Here is a 12,428-nt window from a genome sequence, read left to right as displayed (position 1 = left end):
ATTTCTCACGTAATTGAAAGGGTTTTATGAAAGAAAACCATTATGAAGTTATTATCGTCGGAGCGGGAATATCGGGATGCGCCTTGGCATATGAGATGGCGCGCTATACCGATATACGTAAAATCGCTGTTATTGAAAAATACGGCGACATTGCAACCTTAAACTCTAAAGGAACCGCCAATTCCCAGACGATTCATGTCGGTGACATTGAAACCAACTATACCCTTTCCAAAGCCTCTATTACCAAACGAACCGCCAAAATGGTCGAGAAATATTGTCTTCAATACGGTTATCAAAACAGCATTATTTTTTCCCATCAAAAGATGGCACTCGGTATCGGCGAAGAAGAGGTGGAATTTCTTCTACACCGTTATGAGGAGTTTTCTGAACTTTTCCCTTATCTCGAAGTATGGGATAAAGAGAGGCTTAAAGTCCTCGAACCCCGCGTCGTTTTTGATGATGAGGGAAACGAACGCCCTGATACAATCGTCGGAATCGGAGCGATCGGTCAGTGGACAACGGTCGATTACGGCAAAATGGCGCAATCGTTTATTACCAATGCTAAAAATGAGCCGAATACAACCCTCGATCTCTTTTTAAACGCTCCCGTAAGCGGCATCGAAAAAAATCCCACACGGGGATATACCGTCCGAAGTAAAGCGGGAGAGTTCAGTGCTGATTTTGTTGTCGTGGATGCGGGAGCCCATAGCCTCTATCTCGCACATGGAATCGGTCATGGTCTTGATTATGCATGTCTTCCTGTTGCGGGGAGTTTTTATCTCACCTCCCAACATATTCTAAACGGAAAAGTTTATATGATCCAAAATCCGAAGCTCCCTTTTGCGGCGTTGCACGGTGATCCCGATATTCTCGCAAGCGGAAATACCCGTTTTGGCCCTACCGCCCTCGTTCTCCCGAAGCTAGAACGCTTTAGCAAAGGAACCTATCTCGATTTTTGGAAAACACTCCGATTGGATCGTAATGTTATCATCGCATTGTGGAAGCTGATGCGCGAGAGTGACATTCGCAACTACATCTTCCGCAACTTTCTCTTTGAGCTTCCCTATTTTAACAAGCGTCTCTTTCTAAAAGATGCCCGAAAAATCGTCCCCTCATTACGTCTTGATGAGTTTGAGTACGCACACGGTTTCGGTGGGGTACGGCCGCAAGTTATCGACAAGAAACAGCAAAAACTTCTTCTCGGCGAAGCCTCTATCAACACAGGAGAAGGGATAATCTTTAATATGACCCCCTCCCCCGGCGCAACAAGCTGTCTGGGTAATGCCGAGCGTGACCTTCGCTACGTGGTTCAGTATTTAGGAAAAACATTTGATGAAGAGCGGTTTAATAATGAACTGACCGATGGAGAGTATTGCGTCCTTACCGCGCCGATAGAAGCAGAAAAACGGACGGTAAACGCTATCCGTGACGCGATGCAGCAACATGAAAAAGAGTATTATGAAGAGATTCATGTAGGAAAGCCGCACGAATCGTTTTGGAGCCGTCCCCACAGTTTGTGGAAAAGAAAATAGATGCGAGAATGGGTAGAGAGTAAGAGTTAGAAAATCTTATCTGCCCATACTTCGCCGAAAATTTCGATGTATTCATAGATAGCCGAATAAACACTGTATAAAGCGATACCCATAACAATTCCTTGATCGAATAATATTATCAAGGTATAAGCAAAATTCATTCCTAAATTGTAGACCTACCCAACTCAAAAAAGAATATTTTCTTAAAGAGATAACTTGACAACTTGTCAATTAAGTGTTATTATAATCGAAAATAGAAAAGGTTATACCATGCAATCGATACAGGTAGGACAATTAAAAAGTGATTTTTCCAATATTTTGCATTTGGTTCAAGAAGAGGGAGAAACGTTTATCATTGAGTATGGAAAAAACCATAAAAAAGTAGCGATGATAGTCCCCTACGATCCCTATATTGAGAATAAAGAAGAGCGAAAATTCGGTTTGTACAAAAATAAAGGAAGTGTCCGTTTCAGTGATGATTTTAGTATGAGCGACGAGGAACTTTTATCTTTATGAAATACGTCATCGACACCCATATTCTCTTATGGCTTATATTTGACCCAGACAAGATAGATACGAAAAAACTGGAGCTTCTCAAAAATCCAAAAAATGGTGTCTTTGTCACCAATATCAGCTTTTGGGAAGTTGCTTTAAAATACGGCTTGGGAAAACTGGAGCTTGACGGGTTAGTTCCCGATCAACTGCAAGACGTTGTCAAACAAATGGGGATTGAAGTCCATAGCATTGATCCTCTGAGTATGTCTAGTGTTTATAAACTTCAAAAAATGGAGAACCATCGAGATCCGTTTGATCGACTGATTATTTGGGACTGTATTCAGCAGGGATATACGTTGGTTTCGGATGATTCTAAATTCAAGCAGTATGAGGATGTGGGACTCAAATTAATCTGAAATTAAAGCAAACGTAAAAGTGAAGATTGAATAGCTGACCCCTATTTTTATTTTTTAATGGCTTTAGAGAAACTTTCAACGAAGGTAATAATATTTGGCAAATCGGGGACATCTTTTAAATTTGGAGATATCTTTGAAAAAACGACCTCTTCAAATCTTTCTAACTCGTCTTTTGTTAGGTTTTTATCCTTTTTATAATCCACATAGCTTTCAATGAATTGCATAATTGCTTGTTTTGTTTCTAATTGAACGATTTGATCAACCAAAGAGTTGTATTTGTGTAAGACTATTTTAAACAGATATATAAGTATGGCTTCGATAAGAAGTATTGGAATGTATTGAGACATCTGAATGAAGAGAGGCGCGTTTTCTTGTCCTTTTAAACTTAGATTAAAATCGTTGAAAGCTCCTTGTATTGTTAATGCTTGCTCATAAGAATGATATGGGATGTAGAGAATTAAGCTAACCAATATACATAATAATGTCAATACTATATATTTTGACTTTGTTTTGCTTTCTTCTAGTGTGGAAAATGCTTTATTCAAAGTAACAAAACTAAACTTTTGCTTTTGGTCTTTTAGCACTTGAATTGCTTCTGCAATAAAGCCTTTAAGTTCATTGATTTCTTTTTTTTCTATGGGCAGGTCTTCACTTATAATCTTTTTAATCTCATCTTTAAATCCATTTTGTATCATCTCTAAACTGTAATTATTTTTTATCTTGATAATTTCATATGGCATTACATGCCATGTAAAGTAGATTTGGTCATTGATATTTTCAGGGTAATCTTCTGATACTGCTGAATATTCCTTTAATAACTTAGCGCCACTAAGTGGTAAGTTTGATGCTGCGTTTATTTCATATTCCTTGGCTATTCTTATCAAGAATATGAGAACATTTTCATAAGTCTCATTAGAGTATGTAGTGTCTGATATATCCTCTATAAAGTTTTGTCCAATGAGTTTAAGATTATATGAACAATTCGCCGCAAAAGATAATCCGTGAAAACTCTCATTGATACTTTTTAAAAAATTACTACAAAGCTGTAGGTTATATTTCTTGTACTCAGGTTGGTCACTTATCTTTGTTGTAAAGTTAATAAACTTCTCTATAGCCACCTTATTGTGTTTAAAAAAATCCTTCATGTGCGCACTTTGTATTAATTTATCTATGACTTCTTAAATATAATAGATATATAAGTATATCTAGCTTTCTAGTCAAATCAAATCAAAAGCAAAAGGGGACAGGCTACTTTTTTATCCTACATTACCCAACGAATAAAGCCCACTCACTTTATTCTCCATCTCTACTTCATCATCAGAAATCTTTTCCCCTACCCTTTGCGATATAAAGAATAGATATTCAGGGGCGATGTCAGCTCCATTTTTCCAACTGATCGTTCCGCAATCGATGAAGAAAGATCTGAAATAATCTATATCATGCAACGGTTCAAATATTTCACCCTCCAGCTCATGTGCTAAATCAACAACACGCTCGATTGTATGATTAAAAACCAGTTTGAGTTTATATCCGTCTAAATAGGTTGCATGTGTTACTTCTAAAATCATACTATGCTCCTTATCTAAGAGGTTCAATTTTTTGTGGTAGTTTTTTATCCATCGCCAAATTCCAATCTGCGATCAACTCATCTTTGTGAAGTTCTGCCCATTCCAAAAGCATTTGCAAAGCACGTTTCGGAAATTTACCCTCTACGATCCAACCATCAAGATAGACAATGATTTTAAATTCGGCATATTCTGCATGAAAATGGGGAGGATTATGTTCACGAAAGTTGATATATACACGAATACCGTAAAAGCTACTGATTTCAGGCATATCAACACTCCTAATCATAAATAAAGATTTGATTATTGTATCATAAGAAACGTAAGTAGGTACAACGTAAGCCGGGTTCTGGATGAAGTGATAATTAATCTACTGCCTAGATCACTCTAGGCCTCTAGCGAAACAATAGCGATGTAGGACGCTAACCATCTGTTTCTTGCTGCGCGGTTGGGTTTACATAGCTCTCACAGTTACCCGTGAGACTGGTGGGCTCTTACCCCGCCGTTTCACCCTTACCTCTTGCGAGGCGGTATACTCTCTGTTGCACTATCCCTCATGTTACCATGGCCATCCGTTAGATGGAACCGTGTCCTACGGCAGCCCGGACTTTACCTCTTGGGATTACTAGTTCCAAGCTATCACCTGTTGTACCTGCTGAAATTATAAAAGAAAATGGATTAGAAAGGGCTTGAAAAGAGTTTGGTAGAGATTCTCCCGAAACGGGAGAGAGGGTGGAATTACATTCCGATTTTTGCTTTAGCTTCTTTGGCGTATTTGATACCCAAATCCCAAGCTTTATTGTTAACTTCGTGCACTTTTTTCGGAACTTTTGAAAGCATGACTTCTTTCAATGTTTCAGGCTCAAGAACACCCGTAAATTCATTGGTAATACCCAAAGCAACAACCGATTGAGTAATAACATTACCAACCTCTTCTTTTGCAATGGTAATGATCGGAATCTCTACGATGATCCACTTTTTGCGGTCTTCTTCCGTTGGATGAACCAAATTCGGCTCAACAACGATAATCCCACCCGGTTTAACACCGTTTTTGAATTGTTGGTAACTCACGTTAGCAACGGAAAGCATGAAATCGATCTCACCCTCATTTGCGTACGGGTAAAAAATCTCGTTATCATCAAGGGTGATATCAACAACCGTTGCCCCACCACGAACTTGTGAGGTATAGGTAGCTGTTTTAAGCCCGTGCCCGCCGAGTTTGATTTTGGCTGCTGCCATGATCTCACCGGCAAGAAGAACCCCTTGTCCACCGACGCCTGTAAATCGTATCGTATGTCTCATGGTTTTTCCTTAGATTTTTTTCGCAAAATCGTCTTGCGTGATTTTTGCACGTTTTCCTTGTGCCGCTTCGATGACCATGTCATACATTTCACAATATTCCGCTTGCTCAACTTCACGCAATACGCCCGTAGGGAACTTATTCATTTGTTCTTCCGGTGAAAGTGCTTCCCATTTTTTCAATGGAGTCGTAATGCTGTCAATCCACTCAAGGTTTTCCATAGCACTTGCCATTTTGTTTTTACGGCCAAGGTTAATATGGCAGTTAGACATAATGTCGAAGAAAGAGAACCCTTTATGTGAGAACCCTTTCACGAAAACTTTTTCAAGTTTTTTCGGATCAAGCATCGTCTCACGCGCTACGAATGAAGCACCCGCACCGATAGCAAGCTGACACGCATCGAAAGTTGGATCGATATTCCCGTTTTGCGCCGATACACACCACATACCTTGTGGAGTTGTCGGAGAAATTTGAGAATTGGTCAAACCGTAAATAAAGTTATTGATAAGAATAAAATTCAAATCAATGTTACGACGACATCCGTGAATCGTGTGGTTACCGCCGATAGCAAGTCCGTCACCGTCACCCGCTACAACGATAACGTGTGCATCAGGGCGAGTTAGTTTGATCCCCGTAGCGTACGCAATCGTACGACCGTGCGTGGTATGAACCGTATTACAGTTGATATAAGAACTAAAGCGGCCTGAACATCCGATACCGGAAACAACACACACTTTGTCCATATCCCAACCCATTTTGTCAATGGCGCGGATAACCGATTTAAGGATAACACCGTCACCACAACCCCAACACCAAAGTGTCGGCATTTTATCTATACGTAAATATTGATCGTAATTGAAAGCCATTAGAACATCTCCTTAACTTTTGCTACCATTTCAAGCGGTGCGATTGGACGACCATTTGCTTTGTGAAGCGTACCGAAATCTCTTCGACCCGTTACACGTTCGATCTCTTTGAGGTATTGACCCATATTGAGTTCGGTTACGAATATTTTCTTATATTTGTCGCCGATCTCTTTGAGTTTTTTCTCAGGACTTGGCCACAATACGATTGGACGGAAAAGACCTGCTTTGATCCCGTCGTTGCGAAGTTTCATTACCGCTTCTTTCGCACCGCGAGAGATACTTCCGTATGCGATCATACATACTTCGGCATCCTCCATCATAAACTCTTCGTAATCGGCTTCATCATCTAACCCGTCATTTTCTGCCGCAACGGTATTGATTTTACCGACAAGACGTTCAATATTGAACTGACATTGTGCCGCATCTTCCGTCGGGAAACCGGTTGGCCCGTGGTGAAGACCCGTAAAGTGGAAACGGTACCCTTCAAACATCGGGTTCAATACCGCAGGAGTGTTCATAGGAACATCGTACGGACGATAATCTTCAGGTTTACCGTCATATCGTTTACGAGTGACAATTTTAGCTTTTACCTCTTCCAAATCAGGAAGAACCGCTTTACCGTGCATGTGACCGACCGTTTCATCCAAGAGGACAAATACCGGAGTCATATATTTTTCTGCCAAGTTGAATCCGCGTACCGTTTGGGTGTAACACTCTTCAAGTGAACCCGCACACAAGGTAATTGACGCATAGTCACCGTGGGTAGGATATTGCGCTTGACCGATATCAGCTTGGGATACACGAGTCGGAAGACCGGTTGAGGGGCCTCCACGCATTACGTTGACGATAACGAGAGGAACTTCCGCGATAAAAGCCAAACCGATTTGTTCAGCTTTAAGAGAGATCCCCGGACCTGACGTTGCCGTCATCGATTTTGTACCGGCCATCGATGCACCGAGTGCAACCGAAATACCGGCAATTTCATCTTCCATTTGGATAAATTTTCCGCCGACTGTCGGTAGAAGATCAGACATTTCGTGCATTACTTCCGATGAAGGTGTAATCGGGTATCCGCCGAAGAACATACAACCTGCATCAAAAGCACCGAGTGCAGATAATTCATTACCTGTAGAAATTACTTCTCTTGCCATTATTTCACTCCTGCTTGGTCTAAAGACATATATTTATTCGCGATGACGGCAGCTTGACGTGTTTTTGCTTCATCCGTTAATTTCGCAAATTTAAAGTCGCTTTTATCGGCAACATAAATTGCGAAGTCAGGGCATGAAAGTTCACACTCATTACAGCCGATGCACGATTCCGGATGATCGACTGAGATCATTGCACCCAATGTCGATGTTGGCTCGTAACGCATACCGAGTACACCTGATGGGCACACCGATACACAAATATCACATGCTTTACAGTTATCGGTATTTACCCATACAGGGACGTTACCGGGGTTGATCGTTTTAAACATCTGTTCTCCTCACAATTTTAAAATTAATCTGATTCTTTATCAGTTGAAAATTTACCCACGGCACAAGAGACAAAGCTCTTGAGCTTCAGAGCGGCGTTATCGAGCGCACCCTCTTCCTCTCCGATTAGAGGATAGCCGAGTCGTCTTAATACTGCCTTAAACTGTGCTAGTTGCGCCTCATCAAGAATATCAACTGTTACTTTGCGAGGCTCGCACGAAAGGTCAACGCTGACCTCATTAAATCCTGCTTCTTTGAGGGATGACGTAATCGTGTTGGCGCAACCGCCGCAACGAATATTGGCTACCTCAAAAACAGTAATCATTTTTTTGCCATTACTTCAGCAATAGCTTTACCGATATCCGCCGGAGAAACAACAACTTTTACCCCTGCCGCTTCGAGTGCCGCCATTTTTTCAGCTGCCGTACCAGCACCGCCGGAGATAATAGCCCCCGCATGTCCCATACGTTTTCCCGCTGGTGCCGTTTGACCCGCGATAAAAGCAACTACCGGTTTCGTGATGTGCTCTTTGATGTACGCCGCCGCTTGGATTTCTAAGTCCCCGCCGATTTCACCGATCATAACGATGGCGTGCGTCTCAGGGTCTGCTTCGAACATCGGTAACAATTGTTTATAGCTCAACCCGATGATCGGATCACCGCCGATACCGACCGCCGTGGTAATACCGAATCCCTCTTTAACCACTTGGTTCGCAGATTCATAGGTCAATGTCCCTGATTTAGAGATAAGACCGATATTCCCTTTTTTGAAAATGAACCCCGGCATAATTCCGATTTTACACTCATCCGCCGTGATGATTCCCGGACAGTTCGGCCCGATTGTCATCATGTCTTTTTTAACCGCGTAGGCTTTTGCAAACATCATATCTTTTACGGGTGCCCCTTCGGTAATAATTACCGCAAGGCTGATCCCCGCATCTGCCGCTTCCATAACCGCGTCAGAGACGAAAGCCGGTGGAACGAAGATCATAGAGACCGTAGCGCCCGTAGCACGTACCGCTTCTTCTACCGTATTAAATACCGGCTGACCAAGGTGTTCTTGTCCTCCCTTGCCCGGAGTAACTCCGCCGACGATTTTTGTACCGTAAGCTAGACATTGCTCAGCGTGGAATGTACCCTCTTTACCTGTAAAGCCTTGAACGATTACTTTCGTATCTTTGTTAACCAAAATAGACATATATTATTCTCCTTTCGCTGCTGCTACGGCTTTTCGTGCACCGTCTGCGAGATCCGTTGCCGCTACAATATTAGCGATACCGGCATTGTTTAAAATTTCTGCTGCTTCAATAGCGTTGGTGCCGTCAAGTCGTACAATAACCGGAACGTTCACGTTGGTGATTTTTGTCGCTTCGATAATACCGTTCGCAACGCGGTCACATCGAACGATACCGCCGAAGATGTTGACGAAAATTGCTTTAACGTTCGGATCTTTCAAGATAATATCAAATCCTTTTGCAACGGTTTCCGCACTCGCCGAACCGCCCACGTCAAGGAAGTTGGCAGGTTTACCGCCCTCATAGTTGATCGTATCCATTGTCCCCATTGCAAGACCAGCACCGTTAACCATACAACCGACATCACCGTCAAGTTTGATATAGCTGAGTCCGAATTTTCCCGCTTCGATTTCCGTCGGCTCTTCTTCGCTCAAGTCTCGCATCTCGTTCACTTGTGACTGGCGGTAAAGGGCATTGTTATCGAATCCCATTTTCGCATCAAGAGCCAAGAATTTACCGTCACCCGTTTTTACCAACGGATTGATTTCGATCATCTCAGCATCGTGATCCATATAAACATTATAAAGTGCCGCGGCAAATTTGATAAACGTATTGATCTCTTCGGTCGGTAATCCTAAACCGAAAGCTAATTTACGTCCGTGAAAGCTTTGAAAACCAGTCAACGGATCAATAGAAACTTTGATAATTTTTTCAGGCGTATTATGGGCAACCTCTTCAATCGCCATACCGCCCTCAGTAGAAGCCATCATGATCGGCATCTCGAGCGCACGGTCAAGCAATAGTCCGAGATAGTACTCTTTTTTAATGTCGGCACCCTCTTCGATGTAAACTTTTTGAACCAGTTTACCCTCAGGCCCTGTTTGGTGTGTTACGAGTTGCATCCCTAAAATTTGAGCTGCCATTTCACGTACTTCAGAAGTTGAACGAGCTAGTTTTACCCCGCCGCCTAAACCGCGTCCACCCGCATGAATTTGAGCTTTAACAACCCAAATATTTCCGCCGAGTTCTTGAGCCGCTTTTACCGCTTCATCGGGTGTAAATGCAATATGACCGCGCAAGGTCGGTACATTGTATTTTTTGAATAATTCTTTTGCTTGATATTCGTGAATATTCATCTGTTTCTCCTATTATAAGTTTACGCTATTGGTCTTGTCATCTCTTCAGGGATGACGTATTTATCGAACTCTTCAGCACTGAGGAGACCGAGTTTGATCGCGGTCTCTTTCAGTGTTGAGTTTTCTTTGTGTGCTGTTTTGGCGATTTTAGCCGCGTTTTCATATCCGATGTACGGGTTAAGAGCCGTTACCAACATCAACGAGTTATTCAAATACGCATCGATTTGATCACGTACCGGCTCGATCCCTACCGCACAGTTATCGTTGAACGACACGATAGAATCAGCGAGCAAACGAACCGATTGCAAAAAGTTATAGGCGATTACCGGTTTGAATACATTAAGCTCGAAGTTCCCTTGGCTTGCCGCGAAACCGATACATGCATCGTTCCCCATAACTTGGCAGGTTACCATAGTCACCGCTTCAGATTGGGTCGGGTTGACTTTACCCGGCATGATCGAAGAACCCGGCTCATTTTCAGGGATAGTGATCTCACCGATACCGCAACGAGGACCTGATGCCAACCAGCGAACGTCATTGGCAATTTTCATCATATCCGCCGCAAGGGCTTTTAGTGCGCCGTGTGCAAATACAAGCGCATCATGAGAGGTCAACGCGTGAAATTTATTCGGTGCCGTAACAAATTGATGACCTGTAAGTTCACTCAATTTCGCCGCTACACGTGATCCTAATTCAGGATGCGCATTCAATCCCGTTCCGACCGCTGTTCCGCCGAGGGCAAGTTCACGAACCGATTCTAGGGAATCTTTCGCCATTTTTTCACATTTGTTAAGCATCTCAACCCAACCGCTGATCTCTTGACCGAGTGTCAACGGAGTAGCATCTTGGAGGTGTGTACGACCGATTTTGACGATGTCGCTGAATGCTTCGCTTTTAGCGATCAATGTTTTGCGCAAATGATCGATAGCCGGCAAAAGACGTGTCTCAACTGCAATAACCGCCGCTACGTGCAACGCTGTCGGATAGGTATCGTTCGAGCTTTGTGATTTGTTAACGTCATCGTTCGGATGGACTAATTTTTGAGTCCTGAAATCACCGCCGAGAATTTCGGTCGCACGGCTTGCCAAAACTTCATTATTGTTCATATTCGACTGAGTACCTGATCCCGTTTGCCATACTACGAGAGGATAATGCGCATCGAGCTTACCGGAGAGCATCTCATCCGCAGCCTGAGCAATCGCATCGGCTTTCTCACGTGATAGCATTCCCAAATCACAGTTGACCAACGCAACCGCTTTTTTGAGATAGGAAAATGCTCTTGTAATTTCGTACGGCATTTTCTCTTCGCCGATTTGGAAGTTCTCCAATGAGCGCTGAGTTTGTGCCCCCCAATAGGTATCGTTCGGAACCCGAACTTCTCCCATCGTATCTTTTTCGATGCGATAACTCATACTTTAGCTCCTTCAAAAAATTTATTAGCATTCAAGGTATCAATCAACCCTTGAACCGATGCACATGATGCGGCAAACATCGCTTTTTCACTCTCATTTAAGGTTACTTCGATAATTTTTTCGGCACCGTTGGCTCCCAACATGACAGGAACACCGCTTACAACATTATGAAAACCGTATTCACCTTCAAGATACACGGCACACGGATGGATCTGTTTGGTGTCTTTCAAGATTGCTTCAACCATAATCGCCGTTGATTTTGCCGGTGCATAGTAGGCTGATCCCGTTTGGAGAAGCGCTACGATTTCCGCTCCCCCCTTGCGGGTGCGTTGTACGATCTCATCGATCTCTTCTTGTGTCAGAACATCGGAGAGCGGAACCCCCGCAACCGTGGAATAACGCGGCAGAGGAACCATATCATCCCCATGTCCACCCATAACCGAAGCACGAATCTGTCCGCCGCCGTATCCAAGTTTCTCTTGAATAAATGCCGCCATACGTGCACTGTCTAAAACACCCGCCATACCGATTACACGGCTACGATCAAAACCGCTCTCACGCAATGCGACATAGGTCATTGCATCCAGAGGATTTGAAACCATGATAATAATAGCATTGGGTGAGTATCTGGCTACCCCTTCGATTACTTCACGGGTTACTTTTGCATTGATCATCAATAAATCATCACGGCTCATCCCCGGAAGACGCGGGCTTCCCGCTGTAATAACAACCACATCACAATCGGTCATATCTGCCATACTTTCGGCAACGATAACCGTTGAGTGTGATCGTACAGCGGCAGCGGCTTGAGACATATCAAGCGCTTTTCCACGAGCAATTTCGATTTTGTTATCACGCAAAATAATTTCATGGCACGAACCAAGCATTGCAAGTGAGTAGGCAATCGTCGATCCGACATTTCCTGCCCCTACGATCCCGACGCGTTTTCCTTTTACCATTTTCCTACTCCTTGTGTCATACTGCTATTGCTTTC

Annotated in this window: 16 protein-coding genes and 1 other RNA gene; 3 read left to right on the top strand and 14 right to left on the bottom strand. The window is 43.1% G+C overall.

All coding sequences use genetic code 11. The features are described 5' to 3' along the window. Positions 1-26 precede the first annotated feature (26 nt). Entirely contained in the window at positions 27-1,532 is a 1,506-nt protein-coding gene (locus RMO68_RS07715) for an FAD-dependent oxidoreductase (protein ID WP_310440146.1), read from the top strand. A 26-nt stretch (positions 1,533-1,558) separates the two neighbouring features. On the opposite strand, the gene RMO68_RS07710 is transcribed toward RMO68_RS07715, so the two are convergent. Continuing rightward, a complete protein-coding gene (locus RMO68_RS07710) occupies positions 1,559-1,693 on the bottom strand; it encodes a hypothetical protein (protein ID WP_310440145.1) in 135 nt (44 codons plus the stop codon). Between the two features lie 109 nt (positions 1,694-1,802). On the opposite strand from RMO68_RS07710, the gene RMO68_RS07705 reads away from it, so the two are divergent. Together RMO68_RS07705 and RMO68_RS07700 are read left to right on the top strand one after the other, a co-directional pair. After that, the gene (locus tag RMO68_RS07705) at positions 1,803-2,048 is read left to right on the top strand and encodes a type II toxin-antitoxin system Phd/YefM family antitoxin (RefSeq protein WP_310440144.1); all 246 of its coding nucleotides are present in this window, start codon (positions 1,803-1,805) and stop codon (positions 2,046-2,048) included. Continuing rightward, on the top strand, positions 2,045-2,443 hold the full coding sequence (locus RMO68_RS07700; protein ID WP_310440143.1) for a type II toxin-antitoxin system VapC family toxin: 399 nt from the start codon (positions 2,045-2,047) through the stop codon (positions 2,441-2,443). The genes RMO68_RS07705 and RMO68_RS07700 overlap by 4 nt, the downstream gene beginning before the upstream one ends. 47 nt (positions 2,444-2,490) lie before the next feature. On the opposite strand, the gene RMO68_RS07695 is transcribed toward RMO68_RS07700, so the two are convergent. From RMO68_RS07695 to mdh, 13 genes are all read right to left on the bottom strand, one after another. After that, a complete protein-coding gene (locus tag RMO68_RS07695) occupies positions 2,491-3,588 on the bottom strand; it encodes a hypothetical protein (protein ID WP_310440142.1) in 1,098 nt (365 codons plus the stop codon). 111 nt (positions 3,589-3,699) lie between these two features. After that, positions 3,700-4,011, bottom strand: a complete 312-nt coding sequence (locus RMO68_RS07690) for a DUF2442 domain-containing protein (protein WP_310440141.1) — start codon at positions 4,009-4,011, stop codon at positions 3,700-3,702. Between the two features lie 10 nt (positions 4,012-4,021). After that, positions 4,022-4,279 (bottom strand): DUF4160 domain-containing protein, encoded by a 258-nt coding sequence (locus tag RMO68_RS07685; protein WP_299989990.1) that lies wholly within the window; start codon positions 4,277-4,279, stop codon positions 4,022-4,024. A gap of 52 nt (positions 4,280-4,331) precedes the next feature. Next, positions 4,332-4,663, bottom strand: an RNA gene (gene rnpB, locus RMO68_RS07680) — RNase P RNA component class A. Positions 4,664-4,746: 83 nt separating this feature from the next. Beyond that, positions 4,747-5,310, bottom strand: a complete 564-nt coding sequence (locus RMO68_RS07675; protein ID WP_310440140.1) for a 2-oxoacid:acceptor oxidoreductase family protein — start codon at positions 5,308-5,310, stop codon at positions 4,747-4,749. A gap of 9 nt (positions 5,311-5,319) precedes the next feature. After that, positions 5,320-6,174 (bottom strand): 2-oxoglutarate ferredoxin oxidoreductase subunit beta, encoded by an 855-nt coding sequence (locus RMO68_RS07670; RefSeq protein ID WP_310440138.1) that lies wholly within the window; start codon positions 6,172-6,174, stop codon positions 5,320-5,322. Further along, positions 6,174-7,325 (bottom strand): 2-oxoglutarate synthase subunit alpha, encoded by a 1,152-nt coding sequence (locus tag RMO68_RS07665; RefSeq protein WP_310440136.1) that lies wholly within the window; start codon positions 7,323-7,325, stop codon positions 6,174-6,176. Before RMO68_RS07665 ends, RMO68_RS07670 begins: the two co-directional genes overlap by 1 nt. After that, positions 7,325-7,654: a 4Fe-4S dicluster domain-containing protein gene (locus RMO68_RS07660; protein WP_310440135.1), complete on the bottom strand. Its 330-nt coding sequence runs from the start codon at positions 7,652-7,654 to the stop codon at positions 7,325-7,327. Before RMO68_RS07660 ends, RMO68_RS07665 begins: the two co-directional genes overlap by 1 nt. A gap of 23 nt (positions 7,655-7,677) precedes the next feature. Beyond that, positions 7,678-7,977: a heavy metal-associated domain-containing protein gene (locus RMO68_RS07655; RefSeq protein ID WP_310440134.1), complete on the bottom strand. Its 300-nt coding sequence runs from the start codon at positions 7,975-7,977 to the stop codon at positions 7,678-7,680. Then, complete coding sequence (sucD, locus tag RMO68_RS07650) at positions 7,974-8,849, bottom strand: succinate--CoA ligase subunit alpha (protein WP_310440133.1); 876 nt, start codon at positions 8,847-8,849, stop codon at positions 7,974-7,976. The genes RMO68_RS07655 and sucD overlap by 4 nt, the downstream gene beginning before the upstream one ends. Before the next feature lie 3 nt (positions 8,850-8,852). Continuing rightward, positions 8,853-10,022, bottom strand: a complete 1,170-nt coding sequence (gene sucC, locus RMO68_RS07645) for an ADP-forming succinate--CoA ligase subunit beta (RefSeq protein ID WP_310440132.1) — start codon at positions 10,020-10,022, stop codon at positions 8,853-8,855. Positions 10,023-10,042: 20 nt separating this feature from the next. Beyond that, on the bottom strand, positions 10,043-11,434 hold the full coding sequence (gene fumC, locus RMO68_RS07640) for a class II fumarate hydratase (RefSeq protein WP_310440131.1): 1,392 nt from the start codon (positions 11,432-11,434) through the stop codon (positions 10,043-10,045). Beyond that, positions 11,431-12,393, bottom strand: a complete 963-nt coding sequence (mdh, locus tag RMO68_RS07635) for a malate dehydrogenase (RefSeq protein WP_310440130.1) — start codon at positions 12,391-12,393, stop codon at positions 11,431-11,433. The genes fumC and mdh overlap by 4 nt, the downstream gene beginning before the upstream one ends. Positions 12,394-12,428: the final 35 nt, after the last annotated feature.

The organism is Sulfuricurvum sp. (assembly GCF_031427015.1).
Classification (GTDB): Bacteria; Campylobacterota; Campylobacteria; order Campylobacterales; family Sulfurimonadaceae; genus Sulfuricurvum.
The sequence above is the reverse complement of the archived record's forward strand: the minus strand, read 5'-3'. Positions and strand labels throughout refer to the sequence as shown.

Bases quoted from the DNA above. Each gene is read 5' to 3' on its own strand.
- RMO68_RS07665 (WP_310440136.1), bottom strand. From the start codon at position 7,325: ATGGCAAGAGAAGTAATTTCTACAGGTAATGAATTATCTGCACTCGGT.
- mdh (WP_310440130.1), bottom strand. From the start codon at position 12,393: ATGGTAAAAGGAAAACGCGTCGGGATCGTAGGGGCAGGAAATGTCGGA.
- RMO68_RS07705 (WP_310440144.1), top strand. From the start codon at position 1,803: ATGCAATCGATACAGGTAGGACAATTAAAAAGTGATTTTTCCAATATT.
- sucC (WP_310440132.1), bottom strand. From the start codon at position 10,022: ATGAATATTCACGAATATCAAGCAAAAGAATTATTCAAAAAATACAAT.
- RMO68_RS07660 (WP_310440135.1), bottom strand. From the start codon at position 7,654: ATGTTTAAAACGATCAACCCCGGTAACGTCCCTGTATGGGTAAATACC.
- RMO68_RS07700 (WP_310440143.1), top strand. From the start codon at position 2,045: ATGAAATACGTCATCGACACCCATATTCTCTTATGGCTTATATTTGAC.
- fumC (WP_310440131.1), bottom strand. From the start codon at position 11,434: ATGAGTTATCGCATCGAAAAAGATACGATGGGAGAAGTTCGGGTTCCG.
- RMO68_RS07695 (WP_310440142.1), bottom strand. From the start codon at position 3,588: ATGAAGGATTTTTTTAAACACAATAAGGTGGCTATAGAGAAGTTTATT.
- RMO68_RS07690 (WP_310440141.1), bottom strand. From the start codon at position 4,011: ATGATTTTAGAAGTAACACATGCAACCTATTTAGACGGATATAAACTC.
- sucD (WP_310440133.1), bottom strand. From the start codon at position 8,849: ATGTCTATTTTGGTTAACAAAGATACGAAAGTAATCGTTCAAGGCTTT.
- RMO68_RS07685 (WP_299989990.1), bottom strand. From the start codon at position 4,279: ATGCCTGAAATCAGTAGCTTTTACGGTATTCGTGTATATATCAACTTT.
- RMO68_RS07715 (WP_310440146.1), top strand. From the start codon at position 27: ATGAAAGAAAACCATTATGAAGTTATTATCGTCGGAGCGGGAATATCG.
- RMO68_RS07670 (WP_310440138.1), bottom strand. From the start codon at position 6,174: ATGGCTTTCAATTACGATCAATATTTACGTATAGATAAAATGCCGACA.
- RMO68_RS07710 (WP_310440145.1), bottom strand. From the start codon at position 1,693: ATGAATTTTGCTTATACCTTGATAATATTATTCGATCAAGGAATTGTT.
- RMO68_RS07675 (WP_310440140.1), bottom strand. From the start codon at position 5,310: ATGAGACATACGATACGATTTACAGGCGTCGGTGGACAAGGGGTTCTT.
- RMO68_RS07655 (WP_310440134.1), bottom strand. From the start codon at position 7,977: ATGATTACTGTTTTTGAGGTAGCCAATATTCGTTGCGGCGGTTGCGCC.